The organism is Actinobacillus suis ATCC 33415, assembly GCF_000739435.1.
Classification (GTDB): domain Bacteria; phylum Pseudomonadota; class Gammaproteobacteria; order Enterobacterales; family Pasteurellaceae; genus Actinobacillus; species Actinobacillus suis.
This window is the reverse complement of the sequence record NZ_CP009159.1, coordinates 1,315,653-1,340,514: the sequence shown is the minus strand read 5'-3', so window position 1 is coordinate 1,340,514 and position 24,862 is coordinate 1,315,653. Positions and strand designations below refer to the sequence as shown.

Genomic DNA, 24,862 nt, shown 5'->3' with positions numbered 1-24,862 from the left:
CCTACACTTTTTTATTTTGTATGAAAGCTATTTATTTTTCTGTTTTATTTCTATTTTTGAGTTTAATTACGTCTCCTATTTATGCGGCTTCTGATAATTCCATCAGCTGTAAAGTCGTAGGAATTAGTGATGGTGATACGCTGACCTGCTTGTATAAACGTAAACCGTTAAAAGTGCGTTTGTTATATATTGATGCGCCGGAGTCCGCTCAGCCGTATGGCAATAAAGCCAAACAAGCGCTAGCAAATTTGGTATTTAAAAAACAAGTGATATTGCATAGTAGCGGTTATGATCGTTACCAACGTTTATTAGCAGTAGTTTATGATGAGCAAGAACGCAATATCAATTTATTATTAGTCCAAAAAGGTATGGCATGGGCGTATCGCGAAACGCAGCCGATTTATGAGCAGGCAATGCTAAAAGCAAAGCAAGCGCAGAAAGGATTATGGCAAGATAAATCGCCGATTAACCCAGCGGAATGGCGGAAGCAACATAGTGCAGACAAGCGGTCTGATTCCGGCTGGAATTGGCAAAATATTTGGAAAAAACGACCGCTTGTAACAGATAATGCATTAGATTGTAAGAAAGTATTACGCTGTAGTGATTTTAGTGATTACCAAAGTGCGAAACGTTATTTCGACCAATGTGGTTCCAAAACAATAGACGGTAATCATGACGGTATTCCTTGTAATAAATTGTATCGAGAGGCATTGCATTAATGGATATGCAACAAACAGTAGCATTTAGATCTCAGTTTCCTTTTTTTAAGCAGCAAGCCGAGTGGACTTATTTGGATTCGGCGGCAACAACCTTAAAACCCCAAGTATTAATTGATAGCACTACCGAATTTTATGCCTCGGCTGGTTCGGTACATCGCAGCCAATATGATCTTGCACAAAGCCAAGCTTATGAACGGGCGAGAGATTTAGTGACGGCACGTTTTAATGTTGAGTCTCGCAATGCAGTCATTTGGACGAGCGGTACCTCCCATGCAATTAATTTAGTGGCGTATGGTTTGGAATATTTACTGGAGGCCGGAGATGAAATCATTATTTCCGTAGCCGAACATCATGCGAATTTTATTCCGTGGCAACAATTAGCGCTGCGTAAGCAAGCGAAATTGATCGTTTTGCCATTAGATGCAAATTTTCAGCTAAATCCGACCGCCTTACAGCAGGCGATTTCTGTAAGAACTAAAATCGTTGCCTTGAATTTAGTTTCAAACGTTACTGGTGTACGTCAGCCGGTTGAGCAACTCATCCCAATCATTCGCCAATATTCGAAGGCAAAAATTTTACTGGATTGCGCCCAAGCGGTATGCTGTGAAAAGGTCGATGTGCAAAAACTGGGTGCGGATTTTTATGCTTTTTCTGCACATAAAATGTATGGGCCGACCGGTGTCGGTGTGTTAACCGGAAAATTGCAAAGTCTAGAGCAAATTCGACCGCTATTTTTCGGCGGTAAAATGTTGAGTGATGTATCCGAATTAACGCTTTCCGTCGCTGATTTGCCTTATCGCTTAGAAGCTGGTACGCCAAATATTGCCGGTATTATTGGTTTTGGCGCAATTTTGGAGTGGCTGGAGCAGTGGAATTTCGACGAATTGAATCAAACAGTTGAATGTTTAGCGAAAGAGACCTACAAGCGGTTAAAAAATTATAAAAATATTCAAATTTTTTCTCAGTCGGGCTGTTCAACTATCAGCTTTGCATTTCAAGGAATTCATCATGCCGATATTGCGGCAATTATGACGGAACGTAAGATCGCTTTACGTAGCGGTGAACATTGTGCAAAACCTTATCTGCGCTATCTTGAACAAGTCGGGACGTTACGTTTATCAATTGCACATTATAACCAAATGGAAGATTTGGAGCGCTTTTTGGAATCTTTAGATCTAGCATTGGAGATTTTGGCGGATTAGATCAAAAAAATATGAAAATTTGCTAGAATGAATACCCTAAATAAGGTAATCTTCACGCCAATTTCCGATTTATTTTAAAATTTTAAATTTATAGCAAAAGGTGTCTAAAATGACTAAACAAATCAAAAAAATTGCTGTGTTAACGAGTGGTGGTGATGCGCCTGGCATGAATGCTGCGATTCGTGGTGTCGTTCGTGCAGCACTCAATGAAGGTTTAGAGGTATATGGTATCCAAGACGGTTATTATGGTTTATATAATGACAAAGTCATCCAATTAGATCGTCGTTCTGTATCAGAGACAATCAACCGTGGCGGTACATTCTTAGGTTCTGCGCGCTTCCCGCAATTTAAGGATCCGGAAGTGCGTAAGCAAGCAGTGGAAACACTGAAAAAATATGAAATTGATGCATTGGTGGTTATCGGCGGTGACGGCTCTTACATGGGCGCGAAACTATTAACCGAAGAGTTTGGTTACCCTTGCATCGGTTTACCAGGTACAATTGATAACGATATCGTTGGTACAGACTATACGATCGGTTACCAAACAGCATTAGAAACGGCTGTGGAAGCCATTGACCGTTTACGTGATACTTCTACTTCACATCAGCGTATTTCAATCGTAGAAATTATGGGACGCCATTGTGGCGATTTAACCATTAGTGCAGCGCTGGCAAGTGGTTGTGAATATATTATCGTGCCGGAAAAAGGTTTAGATAAAGAGTCATTAATGCGCAATATTGATGAAGGCTTTAAAAAAGGTAAGCGTCATGCAATTATTGCGATTACCGAGTTAATGACGGATGTGCATCAGTTAGCAAAAGAAATTGAAGAGCGTTTTGGTCACGAAACACGTGCAACAGTATTAGGTCACATCCAACGTGGTGGGGCGCCTTGTCCGTTTGATCGTATCTTAGCGTCACGCATGGGCGTATATGCGGTAGATTTATTATTGCAAGGTTATGGTGGTCGTTGTGTCGGTATTCAAAATGAGAAATTAGTACACCACGATATCATTGATGCAATTAACAATATGCGTCGTCCGTTCAAAGATGAATTATTCGATGCAGCTAGAAAATTATTCTAATTTTTCTTAAAATCAAAAGGCGGCTTAAGTAAGTCGCCTTTTTTATTTGTATAAGGAAAATTTATGTTTAATGATAAGCCAGTTATTTCAAACCAGCACGGCGCATTAGCTATGGCATTTATTCCTTTTTTATACGGAATGTTTGCTTCGGTTCCAACGCTTAATCACCTCTTTTTAGGCTTAGCTTGGCTGTTTCTTTATTTATTTTCTTACCCTTTTCTTTCATTATTTAGCAAAAAGCCGACAGCTCGTAACAAAAAGTGGACGCTCATTTATGTTCTGATTAGCTTACTCTGTGCGATACCGGTTTTGCTTGCGATGCCTCAAATTTTGCAATTTTTAGCGTTAATCTTACCGCTTGCGGCGATTCAAATTTATTATGCAAAACAAAGAGATGAACGCAATTTATTGAATGATATTGCCGGTTATTTAACTTTCGGTGTGATAGGTATGGCAAGTTTCTATCTCACTACAGAACAGATTAATTGGGACATTTTAATTCACCCAACACTATTTTTTATTGGGGCAACCTTATATGTAAAAAGTATGGTGCGAGAGCGTAAAAATCCGCTGTATATGGAACTGAGTATCGGCTTTCATCTACTGTTTTCGCTTGTTTATTTAATGTTGGGAAACTTGTTGCTATTTGCGGTGTATTTGATTGCGTTAGCGCGTGCAATTGTCGTACCGAGTTTCGGTTGGAATGTGAAGCAGGTAGGAATGTTTGAGTTTCCTGTTATCCTTATTTTTATGATAGGCTTAATTTTCGGATAAAAAAGCGCTCATACACAATGTAAGAGCGCCTTTGTTTTTTAGTTACTTAATTAGTAATCTAAATCATCTTTATATAACTGGTAATCCGCTTTTAACGCCTCAATTAACTCAACGAAATCGTCTGGTAGCGGTGCGTGCCATTCCATAAGTTCACCGGTAATCGGATGTTCTAAACGTAGCATGGTTGCGTGTAATGCTTGGCGCTGGAAGCCGCGTAATACCGTTAAAAATGCTTCGCTTGCGCCTTTTGGCGGACGAGGACGACCACCATAGAGCTGATCGCCTAATAACGGATGCGCAATATGCGCCATATGTACACGAATTTGGTGGGTTCGGCCGGTTTCCAAGCGTAAACGTAGGCGAGTATAGTTACGGAAACGCTCCATAATACGATAATGAGTTACCGCCGGTTTACCCATCGGATGTACTGCCATTGCGGTACGTTTGGTTGGATGGCGTGCCATTGGCTCATCCACTTTACCGCCTTGTGTCATTACACCGCTTGCTACCGCTTCATATTCACGTGTAATACGGCGTTTTTGTAATGCGGTTACTAAATGAGTTTGTGCCGGAATATTTTTTGCTACTACCATTAAACCGGTTGTGTCTTTATCCAAACGATGGACGATACCAGCACGAGGTACTTCCGCAATCGGTGGATAGTAATGTAATAGTGCATTCAACACCGTCCCGTCCGGGTTACCAGCGCCCGGATGAACGACTAAATCTTTAGGTTTATTGATAACTAGAATGTCATCATCTTCATACACGATATTTAACGGAATATCTTGTGGCTCGAATCGTACTTCTTCTTCGATTTCCGCTTGCACTTCAATCAGCTCGCCACCGAATACTTTTTCACGCGCTTTATTTACAATTTTTCCGTCAACTTTCACTAAATCACTTTCGATCCACACCTTTAAGCGTGAGCGAGAATAATCGGGAAAGAGCTGTGCTAGCGCTTGGTCTAAACGTGCGCCGAGTAAATCTGCTGAAACTTCAGCAGTTAATGTCATTTGTTGAGTCATTTAGCGATAAATTCCAAAATTTGTCTGTTGCTTATTTGAATAGGTTCTATAAAATAGAGAAATTGGTATGAACTTAGCAAAGTGCCATTGGTCAAACTTGACCATTGTACATTAACTTTTGGTCATAGACACTTTTTTATAGGTAAAATCATTATGCGTAAATTCACATCTCTTGCTTCGCTGATGTTAGCGGGGCTGTTAGTAGTAGGTTGTTCTAATAGTGCGAATAAAGAATTAGAAGAATCATCCGCACAAGATCTCTACACTAAAGGGCAAACCTATTTACAAGATGGCGATTATAACTCGGCAATTCGCTATTTAGATGCGGTTGGTACCAAAGGCGGTCAACAAAGTGCGTTTGGTGAGCAAACTCAATTAAGTTTAATTTATGCAAATTATAAAGTCGGTGAGTATTATAAAGCATTAGATGCGGCGGAACGTTTTGTGCGTGCTTATCCAAACAGTGCGAGCATGGATTATGTTTACTATTTAGCCGGTTTAAGTAATGCACGTTTAGGTGATAACTTTATTCAAGATTTCTTTGGCGTAAATCGTGCGTCTCGTGCATTAGATAGCGTACGTAATGCGTATGGTAGCTTCCAGACGATTGTACAGCACTATCCGCAAAGCAAATATGCACAAGATGCCAAAAATTGGATGGGCTATTTAATCAACCGTATGGCAGAACACGAGTTAGCGATTGTGAAATTCTATGACGATCGTGAAGCCTATGTTGCGGTGGTAAATCGTGTAGAAGAAATGATGCGTTTCTATCCGGAAAGCAAACCGACTTATGAAGCTTTAGCTTATATGCAAAAGGCTTATGAGCAAATCGGCATCAAAGATTCGGCAGAGAAAGTTGCTGCATTAATTGAAGCGAATAAAGATAAAAGCTTCCCAGAAATCATTAAGCCTGAATATAGCGAACAGTTCTAATCAAGCGGTTGATTTTTATAAAAGTTTTGCAATTCTAGGGGCGTTATTTTTGAATAATGCCCCTTTCCCATTTCATAAATAAGACAAAAATATGCGAATTTTAGGTATTGAAACTTCCTGTGATGAAACCGGAGTGGCAATTTATGATGAACACAAAGGTTTGGTAGCAAACCAGCTTTATAGCCAGATTGAGATGCATGCAGATTACGGTGGTGTTGTGCCGGAACTTGCTTCTCGAGATCATATCCGTAAAACGTTACCGCTGATTCAAGAAGCATTGAAAGAAGCGAATTTAACCGCAGATGATATTGACGGTGTTGCCTATACTGCAGGCCCAGGCTTAGTTGGCGCATTGCTAGTTGGTTCTACGATTGCTCGTTCGCTTGCTTATGCGTGGAACGTGCCAGCGCTTGGTGTTCATCATATGGAAGGCCATTTGATGGCACCAATGTTAGAAGACAATCCGCCAGAATTCCCATTTGTGGCGTTACTGATTTCAGGCGGACATACTCAGCTAGTCAAAGTAGATGGCGTAGGACAGTATGAAATTCTCGGCGAGTCGATTGATGACGCAGCTGGTGAAGCCTTTGATAAAACCGGTAAATTACTCGGATTGGATTATCCGGCCGGCGTAGCGGTTTCGCAATTGGCTGAAAAAGGGACACCGAATCGTTTTGTTTTCCCTCGACCAATGACGGACAGACCGGGGCTTGATTTTAGCTTTTCCGGCTTAAAAACCTTTGCGGCTAATACGATTAATGCCCATTTAGATGAGAACGGTCAGCTAGATGAACAAACTCGCTGTGATATCGCCCACGCTTTCCAACAAGCGGTAGTGGATACAATTATTATCAAATGCAAGCGAGCTTTACAACAAACCGGTTATAAACGCCTTGTGATGGCGGGGGGCGTAAGTGCTAATAAACAATTACGTGCCGATTTAGCTGAAATGATGAAAAACTTAAAAGGCGAAGTGTATTATCCTCGTCCGCAATTCTGTACCGATAACGGTGCAATGATTGCTTATACCGGCTTTTTACGCTTAAAAAACGGTGAAACTACCGATTTAAGTGTTAGCGTTAAACCTCGCTGGCCAATGACGGAATTACCAAAAATCGGGTAAGGTTATGTTAGAAAAAATTGAGCGTTTAATTGTTGAAATTAATAAGCTGCATTTAGCTTTTTCCGAAGATTATTTTGAAACGGGTAAGGTTGCAAAAGTAAACTTAAAACATACGCTTGCTAAAGTGCCGATAGAGCATATTTTATCTTACCGTTTAAATTTACACGAATCTATCAATGATTATTTATTCCGTGCGGATTTATACGATATTCCTTATTTTTATCGAGTAAAAGCCTCGGAATCTATTTTGGATAAAATCAAACGTTTTGAGTCTCGTAGCGAGGGCTATCCAGTCAATAGCATTATGAATGACATCTTTGGTGCGAGGATAATCGTTTCCAGTGAAGAAATCGCAGAGATTATGGAACGTTTAGATGATTGGAAAGATAAATATGGTTTAAAAAATTGGTATTTGAGAGATAAAGAAGAATATGTAGGAATTCATATTTACTTTAAAAATGCCAGTAACTTTTATTATCCTTGGGAACTACAAGTTTGGGATAAAAAGGATGCAGAAAAGAATATTCAGAGCCATATTAAATATAAACGTAATTTTATAAAAAATATTTAGTAAGTATATAGATCTTAATGAGGAAAAAATGAACGTAGCAGAATTTCACCAAAAAATTGAACAAGTATGGCAACAAATCGAAGAAAAAATTGATGATGAAGGTTTAGGTGTCGATACTGAAATTCAAGGTGCAGTATGTACATTAACTTTTGATGATGAATCACAAATTGTCATCAATAAACAAGAAGCGATGTTAGAGTTATGGCTTGCTAGCAAATTAGGTGGCTTTCATTTCGCTTACCGTGATGGTGAATGGGTTACTGCAGAAGGTCGCTCTTTCTGGACGCATCTTGAAGAGGCTTTTGCTCGTCACGGTGAACAAATCAGCTTTTAATTAATAAGCGGTCGTTTTTGTAAAAAGTTTTGCAAATTTGACCGCTTGTCTATTTCCTTTTTAGCTTATCTTATTGGAATCACAATGCAATTATCTCAAACTGCTGCCAAAGATGTATTAAATAACGTCTTCGGTTATCAATCTTTTCGTCACGGACAACAAGAGGTGATCGATTCAGTTTTGGCGGGAAGAGATTGCCTTGTGATTATGACTACCGGCGGCGGTAAGTCGCTTTGTTATCAAGTACCTGCACTTTGCTTAGATGGCATTACGCTAGTGATTTCTCCGCTGATTTCTTTGATGAAAGATCAGGTCGATCAGCTGCTTACCAATGGTATCGAAGCCGGTTTTTTAAACTCCACGCAAACCTTTGAAGAGCAACAAGATGTTGAGCAGAAAGCGCTTTCCGGTCAGCTAAAATTACTTTATCTCTCGCCGGAAAAGGTGATGACCCAAGGCTTTTTCCATTTTATTTCGCTATGCAAAATTAGCCTGATTGCGGTTGATGAAGCGCATTGCGTTTCGCAGTGGGGACACGATTTTCGCCCGGAATACACCTTATTAGGCAATTTGCGTAATACGTTTCCGAATGTGCCTCTTATGGCATTAACAGCAACGGCAGACCCAACAACTCGCCACGATATTCTGCAGCACCTACGCTTAACCGATCCGCATACTTATTTAGGTAGTTTTGATCGCCCAAATATTCGCTATACGGTACAAGAAAAATTTAAGCCGATGGAGCAGTTGGCAAAGTTTATCGGTAAGCAACAGGGCAAGAGCGGTATCGTTTATTGTAATAGCCGTAAAAAGGTAGAAGAGATTACGGAGAAGCTTGCGACACGGAAAATTTCAGTGATGGGTTATCATGCCGGCATGTCGGTTCAGCAACGTGAAACGGTTCAAAATGCGTTTCAGCGAGATAATATTCAAGTTGTGGTTGCGACCATTGCTTTTGGTATGGGAATTAATAAATCGAATGTGCGTTTTGTCGTGCATTTCGATTTGCCGCGCAGTATCGAATCTTACTATCAAGAAACCGGGCGTGCAGGACGTGATGATTTACCTTCTGAAGCGGTGTTATTTTATGATCCTGCCGATTATGCGTGGCTGCAAAAGGTGTTACTGGAAGAACCGGAAAGTGAACAACGAGATATAAAACAACATAAACTACAAGCCATCGGTGCTTTTGCAGAATCGCAAACCTGTCGCCGTTTAGTGCTATTGAATTATTTCGGCGAATCACGTCAAGAACCGTGTAAAAACTGCGATATCTGTTTGGATCCACCCCGTAAATATGATGGGACATTGGATGCGCAAAAAGTGATGTCGGTGATTTATCGTACCGGTCAAACTTTTGGTGCACATCATGTGATTGGCGTATTGCGTGGTTTGAATAATCAGAAAATTCGTCAGTTTAATCATGATCAGCTTTCGGTATACGGCATCGGCAAAGAGCAGAGCCAAGATTATTGGCTAAGTATTATTCGTCAACTGATTCATCTTGGTCTAATTCGTCAAAATATTGTTAATCATTCAGCTCTACAGTTAACTGAAGAAGCTCGTCCGGTATTGCGTTCGGAGAAAAAGCTCGAATTAGCAATGCCTCGTTTAACGTTTTCAGCAACGGCTTATGTACAGAAACAAACTTCGGTTCGCTACGATAAGGACTTATTTGCTCGTCTACGTTTTCTGCGTAAACAAATTGCCGATAAAGAAAATATCCCACCTTATGTGGTATTCAATGATGCGACTTTGCAAGAAATGGCCGAATTTTTACCGCTTACGGAAGTGGAAATGTTGGATATTAATGGAGTTGGAGAACGTAAATTAGAACGTTTTGGTGGTGCTTTTTTAAGCTTGATTCAAGAACATTGTCATAACCGTAAATAAAAAAACTGCACTTAAAATCACGTGAGCTCAAAGTGAAGTTAAGTGCAGTTTATCAATTCGAATTATTTGCCTTGTTCAGCCCATAAGTCTGCAATGCATTGGTTTGGAGCGTATACCAATTTACCTTCTTTAGTGATGTAAGGTGTTGGATCATATTCACGAGTACAAGCGCCTGGGAAGTTAGCCGCATAAGCGCTAGTCGTTGCTGAAAGTAAAGTAACAGTTGCAAGTGTTGCAAGAACTAATTTTTTCATAATGAACTCCTAATAAGTTTTTATACATAAAACATCAAATATAAACTTGATAATTATTATCAATAACTATATTTGATGCGTAAATTTTACGCAGAGGTGATTATAGTGTCAAGTGTATTATTTGAACATTTTAACTTGTCAGCTCTCTTGGATTCTACGTCAGTATTTTAGAAAAAACTTCTAGAATGTAATCTTTAGTTAAATAAAAAGTGAGCTAAATTCTTGATGAAAAGAATTCAACTCACTTTAAATTAAAATCTATTTATTGATAAAAATATTATTTATTTGCCTTGTTCAGCCCAGAGATCTGCAATGCATTGGTTTGGAGCGTACACTAATTTACCTTCTTTTGTGATGTATGGTGTTGGATCATATTCACGGGTACAAGCACCTGGGAAGTTAGCCGCAAAAGTACTAGTTGTTGCAGAAAGTAAAGTAAAAGTTGCAAGAGTTGCAAGAACTAATTTTTTCATAATGAACTCCTAATAAATTTTCGTAAATAGACAAATATCAAACTCACAGTGATAATGAGAATCAAAAAGTGCGTTTGATATTTACACTGTACACAGAGCATACTATAGTGTCAAGTCTATTTATTACACAATAAATAAGGTCAGTCCGGCCTCTAATTTTATCCTAGCCATTTGTCGACTAATTCGACATTAGTTTCTTTATGTACCCACATACTACCTAATTCAGGCTGAGGGAATTTTGTATGGTTATAACCGACAAATTGGCTAAAATCAAAGACTGCATGTGGATAGCCATTAATCAGTAAAAAGGCTTGATAGCCATCTTCCGACCAACAAATTTCTAAGCGGCGCGGTTCCATTAAAGTCTTTTCTTCAATATCAGATTTACTATAAACAAATAGGCTATCCACCACAGGGTTTTCTGTTTGGTGTAAGTCCATCGCATAGAAATAACCTGTTTCGCCATCATCTTCGAACATTACCACAAGGTGTTCGTACTTTGTTGAGTGAGCTCCATTACGATAACCTTGACCGATAAGTAATTGGTCAGTTAAAACAGAATATAACATTGTTTTTCCTTTTTGATTTAATTGTCTATTTTATACTAGCTTAGAATGCAAAAATGCCACAGAAATTTCTGTGGCATTTTTTGCTAATCAAATAAGATTATGCTTGACCTTTAACTTCTTTACGACCGTTAAATGGTGCAGGTGTACCTGCTGCTGCTAATGCTTCTTCGATACGGATTAATTGGTTGTATTTAGCAACACGGTCTGAACGGCTCATAGAACCAGTTTTGATCTGACCTGCAGCTGTACCAACTGCTAAATCAGCAATTGTTGCATCTTCAGTTTCACCTGAACGGTGTGAGATAACTGCTGTATAACCAGCATCTTTAGCCATTTTGATTGCAGCTAAAGTCTCTGTTAAAGAACCGATTTGGTTGAATTTGATTAAGATTGAGTTTGCGATACCTTTCTCGATACCTTCTTTTAAGATACGAGTGTTAGTTACGAATAAGTCGTCACCAACTAATTGAACTTTGTCACCTAAAACTTTAGTTTGGTATGCGAAACCTTCCCAGTCTGATTCGTCTTGACCATCTTCGATAGATACGATTGGGTACTCTTTACATAAACCTTCTAAGTAATGAGTAAATTCTTGAGAAGTGAATGTTTTACCTTCACCTTTCATATCGTACACATTACGTTCTTTGTCATAGAATTCAGATGATGCACAGTCCATTGCTAGAGTTACGTCTTTACCTAAAACATAACCTGCTTTTTCAACTGCTTCTTTGATACATGCTAAAGCATCTGCGTTTGACGCTAAGTTTGGCGCAAAGCCACCTTCGTCACCAACTGCTGTATTTAAACCTTTAGATTTTAATACTTTCGCTAAGTTGTGGAATACTTCCGCACCGATACGAAGAGCTTCTTTTAATGTAGAAGCGCCAACCGGTTGAATCATAAATTCTTGGATATCAACGTTGTTGTCAGCGTGCTCACCACCATTGATGATGTTCATCATTGGTAATGGCATTGAATATACGCCCGGAGTACCGTTTAATTCAGCGATGTAAGCATATAATGGTAAACCTTTAGACGCTGCTGCTGCTTTAGCTGTTGCTAAAGAAACCGCTAAGATTGCGTTTGCACCGAATTTAGATTTGTTGTCTGTACCGTCTAAATCGATCATGATTTGGTCGATTTCAGCTTGTGCAGTACCTTCTTTACCAACTAATGCGTTAGCAATTTCATTGTTTACTGCTGAAACAGCTTTTAATACACCTTTACCTAAGAAACGTGATTTATCGCCATCACGTAATTCTAATGCTTCACGTGAACCTGTAGATGCACCAGATGGAGCAGCTGCTAAACCAACGAAGCCACCTTCTAAGTGAACTTCTGCTTCAACAGTTGGGTTACCACGTGAGTCGATGATTTCACGACCAATTACTTTAACGATTTTAGCCATTGTTAATATCCTCTAATTGAGAGTTAATGAAAAAAAGAATAATAATATAGTAAAGATATTTTACGCTTTTGTCTTGTAAAAAAGTGATTTAGTTCACAAAATCTAGCGCTTCTTTGATCGAATACGGATAAATGAAACTAAAGTTATCTAATTATACCTAAATTTTGCTAAAAATATAAACTCTTACCAATATTTCGGTAGGAGATATGCTTATTTTTTTATAAGAAAAGTAAGTACTTCGTAATGTGAAGTATGCGGAAACATATCGAATAATTGCACCTTTTGGAGTGAGTAATTGCTCAATGCTTCAAAATCTTTCGCCATCGTCTGGGCATTACAGCTTGAATAAATTAAATAAGGTGTACCCAATTGGTTTAAAAACTCCGCAAGCGGTTTTCCAATACCACGGCGAGGCGGATTCACTATCACAAGATCCGGGGTTGCACCTTTCTCGTTCAGTGCAAATTGTGCCGAGTCAAGCGAAGCGAATGTAATATTTTTAAGTTGTAATTGCTCGGCGGATTTCGTGGCACTGGCAATTGCAGAAGCTGAAATCTCAATACCGGTTAATTGTACATTTTCATTCTTCTCTTGTAGCGCTTTTGCACAATGTAAACCAAAGCCTCCGACACCGCAGAACAGATCCCAAAATTGCTGAATCGACAGCTCTTTTATCCAATTTTGCGCAGTAGCATAAAGCTGACTTGCAACATTCGGATTAGTTTGGAAAAAGCCCTGTGGACGAATAAATAACGGAATGCCGTTAAAATTTTCTTCAATCGTGGTTTTTTCGGTGAGGAAAATTTCGGTTTCACCTTCTAAAATTGCAGCGTGTTGTGGCTGGATATTTAAACTGACCACAGAATCTTTCGGCAGCTTAGCTAATAAATTTGGCAATTCACGCTCAACAAGCGGTCGTTTTTGCTCACTTCTTAGCACAAAACGCAACATAACGGATTGGTTATATTGGCTTTGGGTCAGCAGGATATATTTCAACTCGCCTTTCTTTTTTGAGATGTTATAAGGTACAAGCCCGGCTCGGGCAATAAAATCTTTAAGAATCGGGAAAAGTGCTTCAAATTCAGTCGGATAGAGTGGACAATCACACAGATCAATACCACTTTGCGGATCGGTTTGATCTTTTAAAATCCCTAAAATCGGGCGCTCGACACTGCCGGAGACCACCATTTTCGCTTTATTGCGAAACTGTTTTTGTGAAGATTGAACAGGCGGTAAGATTTCAGTGAATTTTTGCAAAATAAAAGGCGAAATTAACCGCTTAAGATCAGCTTCTTTATTTATAAGCTGTGTAGAATATGGCTTTTCTAACCATTGGCATGAAACACAGTGTTGCTGTTGGAAATGTGGGCAATTTAATATCATTTTGTTAAAAGAATAGGGATATTTTTAGTAGTTTGTTAGGGCATAACGGATTTATGCCCTAAGATAACTCATTGATTAGCAATGTTGTGCTTTATATTCAAGCCATTCGTTTTGTAATGCGGTTAAGCGTTGCTGTGCTTGCTGATAACGAGGACTTGCTTCAAGCTCGTTCCAGCTTACTGTTTTACGTTTCATCAAGGAAATATGACGTTCAGTTTGGGCTTTGCTTGGTTGATATTTTAAACCGTCCAACACTTGAATAACACCTTCTGGCTCATTACAGAGTAGTAGTAAATCACAACCTGCGTGAATTGCTTTCTCCGATCTTTCGACAAAATTACCCATAAAACCGGCACCTTTCATACCTAAGTCATCGGAAAATATCACACCGTTAAAATTAAGCTGACTACGTAATACTTGCTTTAACCAATATTCCGAACCGCTTGCCGGTTGGCTATCACATTGTGTATAAATAACATGAGCCGGCATAATTGCTGACAATTTACCTTTTGAGATCAATTGTTTAAACGGCAAAATATCATGGTTGAAAATTAATTCTTTCAGGCGATCATCAAAAGGTGTTTCTAGATGTGAATCGGCTAATACATGTCCGTGACCGGGGAAATGTTTACCGGTCGTCGCCATTCCCATTTCTCTCATGCCGTCAATAAACGCTTCAGCTATCGGCAGAATCATATCCGGATTTTCGCCAAACGAACGATCGCCAATGGCTTTACATTGATGACCTAAATCTAAGACTGGTGCAAAACTTAAATCAATATCTAAGGCGAACATTTCAGCGGCCATTAACCAACCGGTTTGTTGGGCTAAAGCGGTTGATTCTTGCGGATTTTTTGCAAGTGTATGAAACGCTTGCATTGCCGGTAATTTAGTAAAGCCTTCACGGAAACGCTGCACTCGACCACCTTCTTGATCAACAGTAATCAATAACGGTTTTTTTACTCGTTGGCGAATCGATTTCACTAAGGCTTCCAGTTGTGCTTTATCGTGAAAATTACGGCTAAATAAAATCAAGCCAGATACGAGAGGATGTTCAAGGATTTCAACCTCTTCTTGGCTGAGTTCTTTATCTTTTATATCAATCAGTAACATAATTTATCGAAAATGTAATTGCAAAGTTGGAGGAAAAATCGACCGCTTGCAATAGAATAAGGATGCGCTATTTTACATTAAAAAAGCCCCTGATTTTCATCAAGGGCCGATTTATTATGCTTTAGCGTGTTTTTCTTGATTTTTACGCATTTTAATATTGAGTAATTCCACAATAACAGAGAAGCCCATTGCGGTGTAAACTGCTGATTTTGGAATATGGATATTAAAGCCTTCTCCGACTAATACCACACCAATTAAAATTAAGAATGCTAATGCAAGGTTTTTAATGGTTGGGTTATTATCTACGAAATCACCGATTGATTTTGCTGCAAGCATCATCACCGCTACCGCAATAATGATTGCGATAACCATCACCGGAATATCATCTGCCATTGCGACGGCTGTAATTACTGAATCAAGCGAGAAGACGACGTCAAAAATAGCAATTTGAACTAAAATCATCAAAAAGCTGGCTTTTTTACTCGAATTTTCTTTTTCTTCGTGTGATTCGCCTGCAATTGATTCTTTCAATTCCATCGCACTTTTCACAATAAGGAAAATACCACCGAGTAAAAGAATTAAATCACGACCGGAAATCGGCATACCCGCAATTGAGAAAAGCGGATCGACTAATTTCATCATCCAAGCAAGGGAAAGTAATAGCAGGATACGTGTTCCCATTGCTAATGCTAAACCAATAATACGAGCTGATTGGCGTTGATGAATCGGGAGGCGTGAAACTAAAATACTGATAACAATAATGTTATCAATCCCTAATACGATTTCAAGCCCAGTAAGGGTTAAGAGTGCGACCCACGCTTCGGGATTTGCAATCCAATCAAACATAAAATATCCTTTTAAAAGAAAACGATTTAATAGGTTATTACCTATAATTTAAAAGGCGCTAATCATAGCGAGAGTCGCATAAAAATTAAAGAGGAGAACGTAAAAAATTCTGTAAAATTTCGGCGGTAAATTGTTTACGTAAATAAAAGCCTAATGGTAAAGATTGGACTCGTTCACCTTGCTGATTAATTGCCATTGTGAGTGAACGACTGTTTCGACCTTTAGGACGTAATTGCATGACTTCACCAAGCGTGGCATTAATCTCATTTAAACGCCCAAAAATAATGTATTCCATTAATTCTTCCCAGTCATTTTTCAACTGTTGTTCTTGTTCAAATGAAGGTGTCCATAAAATAGGTTGTCCGATATGGCGTGCTGCAACCGGAATTTGTCTTTCTCCTTGCACCGGAATCCATAACACTTTTTGTAATTTATGGCGAACGTGCGAGGTCTGCCAAGTAATACCAGTATTTTGCGTCAAAGGCGCTAAACTCACAAAAGTAGTTTCAAGTGGAAAACCTTTATGATTAATAGGAATAGTTTTGAGTTCAATCCCTAAATGTGCAAAATCTTGTTCTGGTTTGCTGCCGGCTTTGGCACCTAAAGCTGTTTCGATTAATTGTCCGACCCAACCTTTGTCTCGGCGAAGATCCGGCGGAACAGCTACATTTAATTGTTGTGCGATTTCTCCTAGCGTAAAACCAGCGAGCCAGTTTGCTTTTTCAAGTAATTCTGCTTCGGAATGTGAAAAGGTGGAAAGTTGCATAAGCGTATGATAATGATTTAGGAGAACCGCTTATCGCATATTCTCCTAATGTTGAGATTACATCCAAGCGTTATTACGAATCACACCAACGGCAATCCCTTCAATTTCGATATATTCAATACGAGGATCAACAATAATTGGCTCTAATTCATCATTTTCAGGATGAAGATAAATAAGATCACCTTTTTTCTCTAAACGTTTTACGGTAACTTCATCATCAACACGTGCGACAACAACCTGACCGTTACGCGCAAAGTTTGTTTTATGTACGGCAAGTAAATCACCATCTAAAATGCCAATTTTTTCCATTGAATTACCATTTACCTTAAGTAAGTAATCTGCATTCGGATTAAACATAGCACCGTTTACCGGATAATGGCTCTCAACGTGTTCAATCGCCATAATCGGCGTACCCGCTGCTACTTTTCCAATTAGAGGTAAGCCGTCATCATTGGCTGCTTCTTCAGTTTCGTTATTTACTAAGATACGGATACCGCGCGAAGTACCTGAAAGCATTTCAATATAACCTTTACGAGCCAGTGCTTTTAAATGTTCTTCTGCCGCATTAGGTGATTTAAAACCGATTTCTCTGGCAATTTCCACTCGTGTTGGCGGCATACCGGTGGTTTCAATATGGTGTTTGACAAAATCAAAGATTTCTTGCTGACGAGCAGTTAAGTGTTTACGTGACATTTTTTCCTCACTGTCTTTATATACAGAAATTTGTGTCATTATATACAGTAATTTTTTATTTGTAACTAGATAAATTCAGAAAATTCTGACAAATTTATGATAGACTATATTTCGTATACATATAGATGGCATAAACCATAACAATTAAGGATATTAAAATGTCTAGCCTCTTAAATTTTTATCGGAAAGTGTTGAATGTTCCGCTTTCGTTGTTAGTTAAGTCTCGTTCTATTCCTACCGATCCGGTGAACGAACTATCATTAAATCTATCACAACCTATTATTTACGTATTACCTTATACGTCCCAAACGGATTTATTAATTCTACAAAAGAATTGCCAAGTACTGAATTTACCTGATCCATTACAAACTAATGAGATTAACGGTCAGTCCTTACCTCGTTATGTCTTTTTAGATGAAGGTCGTCGTTTTTTTAAATCGAAAGGAGCTAAAAGCGAGACTGAATCTCTCTTCTATCGTTATCTGGATTTACACCGAACGGATGAAAGTTTAGATGTGCAGCTAGTACCGGTATCTGTGTTATGGGGGCGCTCACCAGGTAAAGAAAAAGCACCATCTCTGCGTTTTATGAGTACTTTTCAACGCATTATTGCCATGATCTGGTTTGGTCGAGATAATTTTGTGCGTTTTTCTCAAGCATTATCTTTACGTTATATGGTGACCGAGCATGGTGCGGAAGAAGGATTGGCACAAAAGCTGGCTCGAGTGGCAAAAATGCATTTTGCTAAACAGCGTTATTCGGCAATGGGACCGCGTTTGCCTGATCGTCAAGCGATGTTTAATAAACTGATCCAATTGCCGGCTATTGTGCAGGCGATTGAAGACGAAGCAAAATCGAAAAAGATTTCCAAAGAAAAAGCGCAGCAAGAAGCGGAAAAAATCTTGGATGAGATTGCAGCCGATGTGAGCCACGAGACGCTACGTATGGCGGATCGAGTGCTAAGTTGGTTATGGAATAAGTTGTACCAAGGTATCAGTGTACAAAATGCGGATCGTGTGCGTAAGCTTGCTTTAGAAGGGCATGAGATTGTTTATGTACCGTGCCATCGTAGTCATATGGACTACTTATTATTATCATACATTTTGTACCATCAAGGTTTAGTACCACCGCATATTGCTGCAGGTATTAACTTAAATTTCTGGCCGGCAGGGCCGTTTTTCCGCCGTGGTGGGGCATTCTTTATTCGCCGTACATTTAAAGGCAATCGCTTATATTCAACGATTTTCCGTGAGTATTTGGCGGAGCTATTTTATCGAGGCTATTCGGTGGAATATTTTATTGAGGGTGGTCGTTCTCGTACCGGACGCTTACTTGAGCCGAAAACCGGTATGATGTCGATGACATTACAAGCATTACAACGTGGTTTAACTCGCCCGATTAGTATTGTACCGGTTTATATCGGCTATGAACACGTGCTTGAAGTAGATACTTATGCAAAAGAATTGCGAGGTGCGGAGAAAGAAAAAGAAAATGCTGGCTTAGTGTTACGTGTGATTAAAAAATTACGTAATTTAGGGCAGGGCTATGTGAATTTCGGGGAACCTATTCAAGTAAACAATTACTTGAATCAGCATTTCCCTGAATGGAAAGAACCGCCTTCTGAAGATGTGCGTCCGAAATGGCTAAATGAGGCGGTTGATGCCGTGGCTCAGCAAGTGATGGTGAATATTAATAATGCAGCGGCAGTGAATGCGAAAAACTTGATCGGCTCAGTATTGTTAGCTTCTCGTCAGCGAGCCTTAGCAAGCGAACAATTAATTGAACAAGTAGATAGCTACCTACAATTATTTAAAAACGTACCTTATTCGGCGGATATCACTATTCCGAAAGAATCTGCGGAAGAAATGTTACAGCATGTGCTTACGTTACCTCGTTCCGGCGTGGTGAGTGAGAAAGATAATTTTGGTGAAATGATTCGCTTAGATCGTGAATCAGCGGTATTGATGACTTATTACCGTAATAATATTCAGCATCTGTTTGTGTTGCCATCATTGGTTGCAAGTATCGTCTTACACCACGAATCGGTATCCAAAGATCTGATTATGAAAACGGTAAGTCATATTTACCCGTTCTTAAAAGCTGAGTTATTCCTTCACTTTGATGAAAGCAAAGTTCGTCAGCAAGTTGAACTGATTTTAACCGAGTTTGCTCGTCAGCAAATTATTAAATACGAAAGTGATGTATTAAAAATTAATCGTTCTCGTGTACGTGCATTACAGCTTCATGCGGCAGGTGTGCGTGAAATTTTACAACGTTACTACATCAGCTTAAGTGTCTTGTTGGAGCAACCGGAAATAAGTCGTAATGCGTTAGAAAAAGAAAGCCGTTCTATCGCACAACGTCTTTCGATTCTGCATGGTATCAATGCACCTGAGTTTTTTGATAAGGCGATTTTCTCAACCTTTAGTGCAAGTTTAAAAGCGCAAGGTTATTTTGATGAACAAGGCAATGCGGTTATTGCGAAAGTCATGGAAGCGGAGGAAATGCTCAGAACGTTGATTTCGGTGGAAATCCAGCTCACTATTCAAGGTGCAATGGAAAAAGCGGAAGAGCTTGAGAAAGCGGACGATAAATCGGCATAATCACTCGACTAGTACTTAACAAGCGGTAAGATTTAGCAAATTTTTTACAAAATCTTACCGCTTTTATTATATAATTCACGCAAACGTTTGCTTTAAATTAAAGAGGATCAAAAATGACCACAATTGGCACGCCATTAAGACCGAATGCTACGAAAGTGATGATGCTTGGCTCAGGTGAGTTAGGTAAAGAAGTTGTAATTGAACTACAACGCTTAGGAGTAGAAGTGATTGCGGTGGATCGCTATGAAAATGCGCCGGCACAACAAGTAGCACATCGTTCTTATACAATCTCCATGTTAGATGGCGCAGCGTTACGTGCATTAGTGGAACAAGAGAAACCGGATTTTATCGTGCCGGAAGTTGAAGCGATTGCGACAGCAACGTTGGTAGAGTTAGAGCAAGAAGGCTACAATGTGGTGCCGACTGCAAAGGCAACCCAATTAACAATGAACCGTGAAGGTATTCGCCGTTTAGCAGCGGAAGAACTTGGCTTAAAAACATCACCTTATTTCTTCGTTGATAACTTTGATGATTTTCAGAAAGCCGTAGCTGAAATTGGTCTTCCATGTGTAGTTAAACCGATTATGTCATCATCCGGTCACGGACAATCAGTGATTAAATCTGAGGATCAAATTCAACAAGCATGGGATTACTCGCAAGAAGGCGGACGTGCTGGCAGCGGACGAGTGATCGTAGAAGGGTTTATCAAATTCGATTATGAAATCACGCAATTAACCGTGCGTCATGTAAATGGTACATCTTTCTTAGCACCAATCGGACATCGCCAAGAAGATGGCGACTATCGTGAATCTTGGCAGCCGCAAGCAATGTCTGAACTTGCATTAAAACGTGCGCAAGAAACCGCAGAGCGAATTACAACGGCATTAGGCGGACGCGGTATTTTTGGTGTGGAATTGTTTGTTTGTGGTGATGAAATTATCTTTAATGAAGTTTCGCCTCGCCCGCATGATACGGGAATGGTCACCATGGCTTCGCAAGAGCTGTCCCAGTTTGCCTTACACGCTCGTGCGATTTTAGGTTTACCGATTCCGGAAATTTATCAAATTAGCCCGGCAGCTTCCAAGGCGATTGTAGTTGAAGGCAAATCAAATAATGTGAGATTCGGTAATCTTGATAAAGTGTTAGAAGAAATCGGCACCAATATTCGTTTATTTGGTAAAGGTGAGGTTAACGGTCACCGTCGTTTAGGAGTCATCTTGGCCCGTGACGAGAATACCGAAAAAGCCTTGGCAAAAGCCGAACGAGCCTATGCAAAATTAGCGGTACAGCTTTAATGGTTTAATAGACAAAAGTTACATATTTTTCCATTTCACCAAATAACAAGCGGTCAAATTTGCAAAAAAATCTGCAAATTCAACCGCTTGTTTTGTCTACTATGCCTTTGTTACTCGAACTCCAGTTCTACGGCATTTTCGCCAAGTAAGGTTTTGAGTTGGTCGAGCATTTCATCTTTCGGGGTTACTCGCCATTCTACGCCGCTTCGCAATAAGGCTCTGCCTTCAGGGCTTTGGTAGTAGAAATGTAGCGGTAACGTCCCTTCCTTATTCGGTTCAATGATTTCTCGTAATTCTTTTACAAATTGCGGAGTAAGCTGTTCTTGACTAATCGCTAAAGCAAGGCTTTTCGCATAGCGACTGCGAGCTTCATCTAAAGTGGCGATTTCTCGTACTGACATTTTTAACCCGCCGCTAAAATCATCAAATTGTACCGAACCGGTTGCGATCACAATACGATCTTTCTCTAAAAGATGGCCGTAAGTTTCGAGAGCTTCTGAGAATAGTGTCATATCTAATTTACCGGAACGATCTTCAATGGTTGCAATCCCAAGACGGCTGCCTCGTTTAGTTACGGCGATACGCGACCCCATAATAATACCGGCAACGGTGACCACTTGCCCACGGCGTGTCGGTTGTAGTTCATTTAGACGTACCGGCGCATAGTGCGATAACTCTTTTAAGAATCGTCCGATTGGGTGACCGCTTAAATATAAACCGAGTGTGGTGCGTTCGCCTTCTAAAATGGTTTGTTCCGACCATTTCGGCGTATTCGCATAGGCATTTTGCACTTCTTCCGGCGTTTCAGTTAGCACACCGAACATATCACTTTGTCCGAGTGCTTCCATTTTGCTATGTTGGTCAGAAGCTTTTAGTGCGTCTTCTAAATTTTTCATCAATGCAGCACGATGCGGACCTAATTTATCGAAAGCGCCTGACATAATTAAGCCTTCAAAGGTACGGCGATTGATTTTTTTCAGATCGACTCGAGCGGTCAAATCAAATAAATCTTTGAAGATACCGTCTTTTTCACGCGCTTCTAAAATTGCTTCAACTGGGCCTTCTCCCACACCTTTAATTGCACCTAAACCGTACACGATTTCGCCTTTTTCATTCACTGAAAAACGGTGTTTACCACTGTTTACATCAGGCGGAACAACGGTTAATCCCATATTGATACATTCGTCATAAAAGCCAACGATTTTGTCGGTATTATCCATCTCCGAAGTCATTACCGCTGCCATAAATTCGGCAGGGTAGTGTGCTTTCAGCCATAATGTTTGGTAAGAAACCAACGCATAAGCGGCAGAGTGCGATTTGTTAAAACCATAACCGGCGAATTTTTCCACCAAGTCAAAGATTTTCATCGCAAGATCGCCATCAATACCTTGTTTGATTGCCCCTTTTTCGAAGATTTCACGCTGTGCCGCCATTTCCTCCGGTTTTTTCTTACCCATTGCACGGCGTAATAAGTCCGCACCACCTAGGGTATAACCGGCAAGCACCTGTGCGATTTGCATTACCTGTTCTTGGTAAACAATAACACCATAGGTCGGTTCTAAAATCGGTTTAAGCGATTCGTGTTGATATTGTGCATCAGGGTAAGAAACTTCTTCGTGACCATGTTTACGGTCGATAAAGTTTTGTACCATGCCGGATTCAAGCGGACCGGGGCGGAATAATGCCACTAATGCGATAATATCTTCAAAACAGTCGGGCTTCAGACGTGAAATCAAATCTTTCATCCCGCGTGACTCTAGCTGGAATACCGCCGTTGTTTTCGATGCGAGTAACAGATCAAAGGATTTCTTATCATCTAACGGAATACTTTCGATACGTACCGGCTCTTTGCCTTCTCGGGCTAAGCGTTGATTGATCATCTCCAATGCCCATTTAATAATGGTGAGTGTCCGTAAGCCTAAGAAGTCAAATTTTACTAAACCGGCATATTCCACATCGTTTTTATCGAAGTGAGTCACCGGATGAAGTCCTTCCGAATCGCAATAAAGCGGTGAGAAATCGGTAATAGCGGTTGGGGCGATTACCACACCACCGGCGTGTTTGCCGGCATTTCGGGTTACGCCTTCCAATTTACGTGCCATATCAATCAAGTCTTTCACTTCTTCATCGGCTTCGTAAAGTTCCGGCAGTTTCGGCTCGGCATCAAAGGCTTTAGCCAAGGTCATACCCGGATCGGGCGGAATCAGCTTTGAGATTCGATCGACAAAATTATACGGATGACCAAGCACACGACCTACATCTCGGATTACCGCTTTTGCCGCCATCGTACCGAAGGTAATGATCTGTGAAACCGCTTGGCGACCGTAAGTGTCGGCAACGTGTTCAATCACACGATCTCGTCCGTCCATACAGAAATCGACGTCGAAATCGGGCATTGAAACACGTTCCGGATTTAGGAAACGCTCAAAGAGTAAGTCGAAGGCAAGCGGGTCTAAATCGGTAATTTTTAACGCATACGCCACTAAAGAACCCGCACCGGAACCACGCCCTGGGCCAACCGGAATATCGTTATCTTTCGACCACTGAATAAATTCCATTACGATTAGGAAGTAGCCGGGGAAGCCCATTTGGTTAATTACATCCAGCTCGACTTGCAAACGTTCATCATAAACAGACCGCTTGTTTTTGCGTTCTTCCGGATCTGGGAATAGAAATTCCAAACGTTCTTCCAAACCTTCACGTGATTTTTTCACTAAAAAATCTTCGGTAGAAAGATCGCCGGTTGGGAAATTCGGTAAGAAATATTCGCCTAAACGTACGGTTACATTGCATCGCATTGCAATTTGTACCGTATTTTCGACCGCTTGCGGTAAATCGGCAAACAAGGCACACATTTCTTGTTCGCTACGGAAATATTGTTGCGGTGAATATTTTTTCGGACGCTTTGGATCATCTAAGGTGTAGCTGTCGTGGATTGCTACACGAATTTCGTGCGCATCAAAATCGTCTTCTTTCAAGAACACTACATCATTTACCGCAACTAACGGTAATTGGTGTTTTTGTGAAAAAGGCACCGCTTGCTGAATATAGCGTTCTTCATCCGTACGGCCAGTACGACAGAGCGCGAGATAGTAATGATTTGGGAAATATTGCTGATAAAAGCTAACTAATTCGTCTGCTTCCGCTTCATTTTCTTTGAGTAGAGCTTTTCCAACATCGCCGTTTCGTCCGCCGGAAAGCACAATGATGCCCTCATTTAACTCGGCAAGCCACGCTTTTTCGACTAACGGAAATTCAACATAACCTTGTTGATAAGCTTTTGAAAGTAAAAGAGTAATATTGTGATAACCGGTGTTGTTTTTTGCCAGTAACGTCAGCTCAAAGAAATCTTCGCTGTCCGGTTCGGGACGCACGAAAATATCCGCACCGATAATCGGTTTTAACCCGGAACCTAACGCTTCGCCATAAAATTTTACCAATCCGCAAAAGTTGCTGAAATCGGTTAGTGCCATTGCCACCATATTATTGGCAACGGCTGTTTTGACTAACGGTTTTACTTTAGCCAAACCGTTAATCATAGAGAAATCACTATGGACTTTAAGATGAACGAAACGTTGTTGAGTCATTACGATATTTAAATTCAGATAAGAAAAAATTGAAGGGATTTTAACACAAATAAGCGGTTAATTTTTTGCAAAATTTTCGCAATTGTGCCGTAAATGAATAATTGATGGTTGTACATTGGCAACACTTTATTCAATCTATACTCTATTTAGAGTATAAAGATGAGGAGATTTATCAGCTTTTTAATAAACAAAAAAGTGCGGTAAATTT

Annotated in this window: 22 protein-coding genes; 11 read left to right on the top strand and 11 right to left on the bottom strand. The window is 40.1% G+C overall.

The window, feature by feature from the left end; translation table 11 throughout:
- Positions 1-20 precede the first annotated feature (20 nt).
- The 4 genes from ASU1_RS06090 to ASU1_RS06075 all read left to right on the top strand — a co-directional run bounded on the left by ASU1_RS06090 (position 21) and on the right by ASU1_RS06075 (position 3,779).
- Positions 21-719, top strand: coding sequence for a thermonuclease family protein (locus ASU1_RS06090; protein ID WP_014991909.1), 699 nt, complete (start codon positions 21-23; stop codon positions 717-719).
- Positions 719-1,921: an aminotransferase class V-fold PLP-dependent enzyme gene (locus ASU1_RS06085; protein ID WP_014991908.1), complete on the top strand. Its 1,203-nt coding sequence runs from the start codon at positions 719-721 to the stop codon at positions 1,919-1,921. The genes ASU1_RS06090 and ASU1_RS06085 overlap by 1 nt, the downstream gene beginning before the upstream one ends.
- A 109-nt stretch (positions 1,922-2,030) precedes the next feature.
- Positions 2,031-3,005, top strand: coding sequence for a 6-phosphofructokinase (pfkA, locus tag ASU1_RS06080; RefSeq protein ID WP_014991907.1), 975 nt, complete (start codon positions 2,031-2,033; stop codon positions 3,003-3,005).
- A gap of 63 nt (positions 3,006-3,068) precedes the next feature.
- Positions 3,069-3,779: a YwiC-like family protein gene (locus tag ASU1_RS06075; protein ID WP_014991906.1), complete on the top strand. Its 711-nt coding sequence runs from the start codon at positions 3,069-3,071 to the stop codon at positions 3,777-3,779.
- A gap of 50 nt (positions 3,780-3,829) precedes the next feature.
- Here the strand turns inward: ASU1_RS06075 and rluD are convergent, their stop codons facing one another.
- A complete protein-coding gene (gene rluD / locus ASU1_RS06070; RefSeq protein ID WP_014991905.1) occupies positions 3,830-4,807 on the bottom strand; it encodes a 23S rRNA pseudouridine(1911/1915/1917) synthase RluD in 978 nt (325 codons plus the stop codon).
- A 153-nt stretch (positions 4,808-4,960) separates the two neighbouring features.
- Between rluD and ASU1_RS06065 the strand changes: the two genes are divergently transcribed.
- The 5 genes from ASU1_RS06065 to recQ all read left to right on the top strand — a co-directional run bounded on the left by ASU1_RS06065 (position 4,961) and on the right by recQ (position 9,664).
- Entirely contained in the window at positions 4,961-5,743 is a 783-nt protein-coding gene (locus ASU1_RS06065) for an outer membrane protein assembly factor BamD (RefSeq protein WP_014991904.1), read from the top strand.
- A gap of 91 nt (positions 5,744-5,834) precedes the next feature.
- The gene (gene tsaD / locus ASU1_RS06060; RefSeq protein ID WP_014991903.1) at positions 5,835-6,866 is read left to right on the top strand and encodes a tRNA (adenosine(37)-N6)-threonylcarbamoyltransferase complex transferase subunit TsaD; all 1,032 of its coding nucleotides are present in this window, start codon (positions 5,835-5,837) and stop codon (positions 6,864-6,866) included.
- A 4-nt stretch (positions 6,867-6,870) separates the two neighbouring features.
- Positions 6,871-7,437, top strand: a complete 567-nt coding sequence (locus ASU1_RS06055; RefSeq protein WP_005623912.1) for a nucleotidyltransferase family protein — start codon at positions 6,871-6,873, stop codon at positions 7,435-7,437.
- Positions 7,438-7,465: 28 nt separating this feature from the next.
- Entirely contained in the window at positions 7,466-7,771 is a 306-nt protein-coding gene (gene cyaY, locus ASU1_RS06050; RefSeq protein ID WP_014991902.1) for an iron donor protein CyaY, read from the top strand.
- 84 nt (positions 7,772-7,855) lie between these two features.
- Positions 7,856-9,664: an ATP-dependent DNA helicase RecQ gene (gene recQ, locus ASU1_RS06045; RefSeq protein ID WP_014991901.1), complete on the top strand. Its 1,809-nt coding sequence runs from the start codon at positions 7,856-7,858 to the stop codon at positions 9,662-9,664.
- A gap of 62 nt (positions 9,665-9,726) precedes the next feature.
- Here the strand turns inward: recQ and ASU1_RS06040 are convergent, their stop codons facing one another.
- The 9 genes from ASU1_RS06040 to lexA all read right to left on the bottom strand — a co-directional run bounded on the left by ASU1_RS06040 (position 9,727) and on the right by lexA (position 17,169).
- Complete coding sequence (locus ASU1_RS06040; RefSeq protein WP_014991900.1) at positions 9,727-9,918, bottom strand: hypothetical protein; 192 nt, start codon at positions 9,916-9,918, stop codon at positions 9,727-9,729.
- Between the two features lie 281 nt (positions 9,919-10,199).
- Positions 10,200-10,391, bottom strand: a complete 192-nt coding sequence (locus tag ASU1_RS06035) for a hypothetical protein (RefSeq protein WP_014991899.1) — start codon at positions 10,389-10,391, stop codon at positions 10,200-10,202.
- A 158-nt stretch (positions 10,392-10,549) separates the two neighbouring features.
- The gene (locus ASU1_RS06030; RefSeq protein ID WP_014991898.1) at positions 10,550-10,960 is read right to left on the bottom strand and encodes a DUF2251 domain-containing protein; all 411 of its coding nucleotides are present in this window, start codon (positions 10,958-10,960) and stop codon (positions 10,550-10,552) included.
- Between the two features lie 97 nt (positions 10,961-11,057).
- Positions 11,058-12,368, bottom strand: coding sequence for a phosphopyruvate hydratase (gene eno / locus ASU1_RS06025; RefSeq protein ID WP_014991897.1), 1,311 nt, complete (start codon positions 12,366-12,368; stop codon positions 11,058-11,060).
- A 210-nt stretch (positions 12,369-12,578) separates the two neighbouring features.
- Positions 12,579-13,751: a 23S rRNA (uracil(747)-C(5))-methyltransferase RlmC gene (gene rlmC / locus ASU1_RS06020; RefSeq protein WP_014991896.1), complete on the bottom strand. Its 1,173-nt coding sequence runs from the start codon at positions 13,749-13,751 to the stop codon at positions 12,579-12,581.
- Positions 13,752-13,826: 75 nt separating this feature from the next.
- Positions 13,827-14,864, bottom strand: coding sequence for a beta-N-acetylhexosaminidase (gene nagZ / locus ASU1_RS06015; protein WP_014991895.1), 1,038 nt, complete (start codon positions 14,862-14,864; stop codon positions 13,827-13,829).
- A gap of 114 nt (positions 14,865-14,978) precedes the next feature.
- The gene (locus tag ASU1_RS06010; protein WP_014991894.1) at positions 14,979-15,710 is read right to left on the bottom strand and encodes a TerC family protein; all 732 of its coding nucleotides are present in this window, start codon (positions 15,708-15,710) and stop codon (positions 14,979-14,981) included.
- A gap of 85 nt (positions 15,711-15,795) precedes the next feature.
- Positions 15,796-16,476: a DNA mismatch repair endonuclease MutH gene (gene mutH, locus ASU1_RS06005; protein ID WP_014991893.1), complete on the bottom strand. Its 681-nt coding sequence runs from the start codon at positions 16,474-16,476 to the stop codon at positions 15,796-15,798.
- A 57-nt stretch (positions 16,477-16,533) separates the two neighbouring features.
- A complete protein-coding gene (lexA, locus tag ASU1_RS06000) occupies positions 16,534-17,169 on the bottom strand; it encodes a transcriptional repressor LexA (RefSeq protein WP_014991892.1) in 636 nt (211 codons plus the stop codon).
- A 158-nt stretch (positions 17,170-17,327) separates the two neighbouring features.
- Between lexA and plsB the strand changes: the two genes are divergently transcribed.
- Together plsB and purT are read left to right on the top strand one after the other, a co-directional pair.
- Positions 17,328-19,772 carry a glycerol-3-phosphate 1-O-acyltransferase PlsB gene (gene plsB, locus ASU1_RS05995; RefSeq protein WP_014991891.1) on the top strand — a complete coding sequence of 815 codons (2,445 nt, stop codon included), beginning with the start codon at positions 17,328-17,330 and terminating at the stop codon, positions 19,770-19,772.
- A 113-nt stretch (positions 19,773-19,885) separates the two neighbouring features.
- On the top strand, positions 19,886-21,067 hold the full coding sequence (purT, locus tag ASU1_RS05990; protein ID WP_014991890.1) for a formate-dependent phosphoribosylglycinamide formyltransferase: 1,182 nt from the start codon (positions 19,886-19,888) through the stop codon (positions 21,065-21,067).
- Positions 21,068-21,177: 110 nt separating this feature from the next.
- Here the strand turns inward: purT and dnaE are convergent, their stop codons facing one another.
- Complete coding sequence (gene dnaE / locus ASU1_RS05985; RefSeq protein ID WP_014991889.1) at positions 21,178-24,654, bottom strand: DNA polymerase III subunit alpha; 3,477 nt, start codon at positions 24,652-24,654, stop codon at positions 21,178-21,180.
- Between the last annotated feature and the right edge of the window lie 208 nt (positions 24,655-24,862).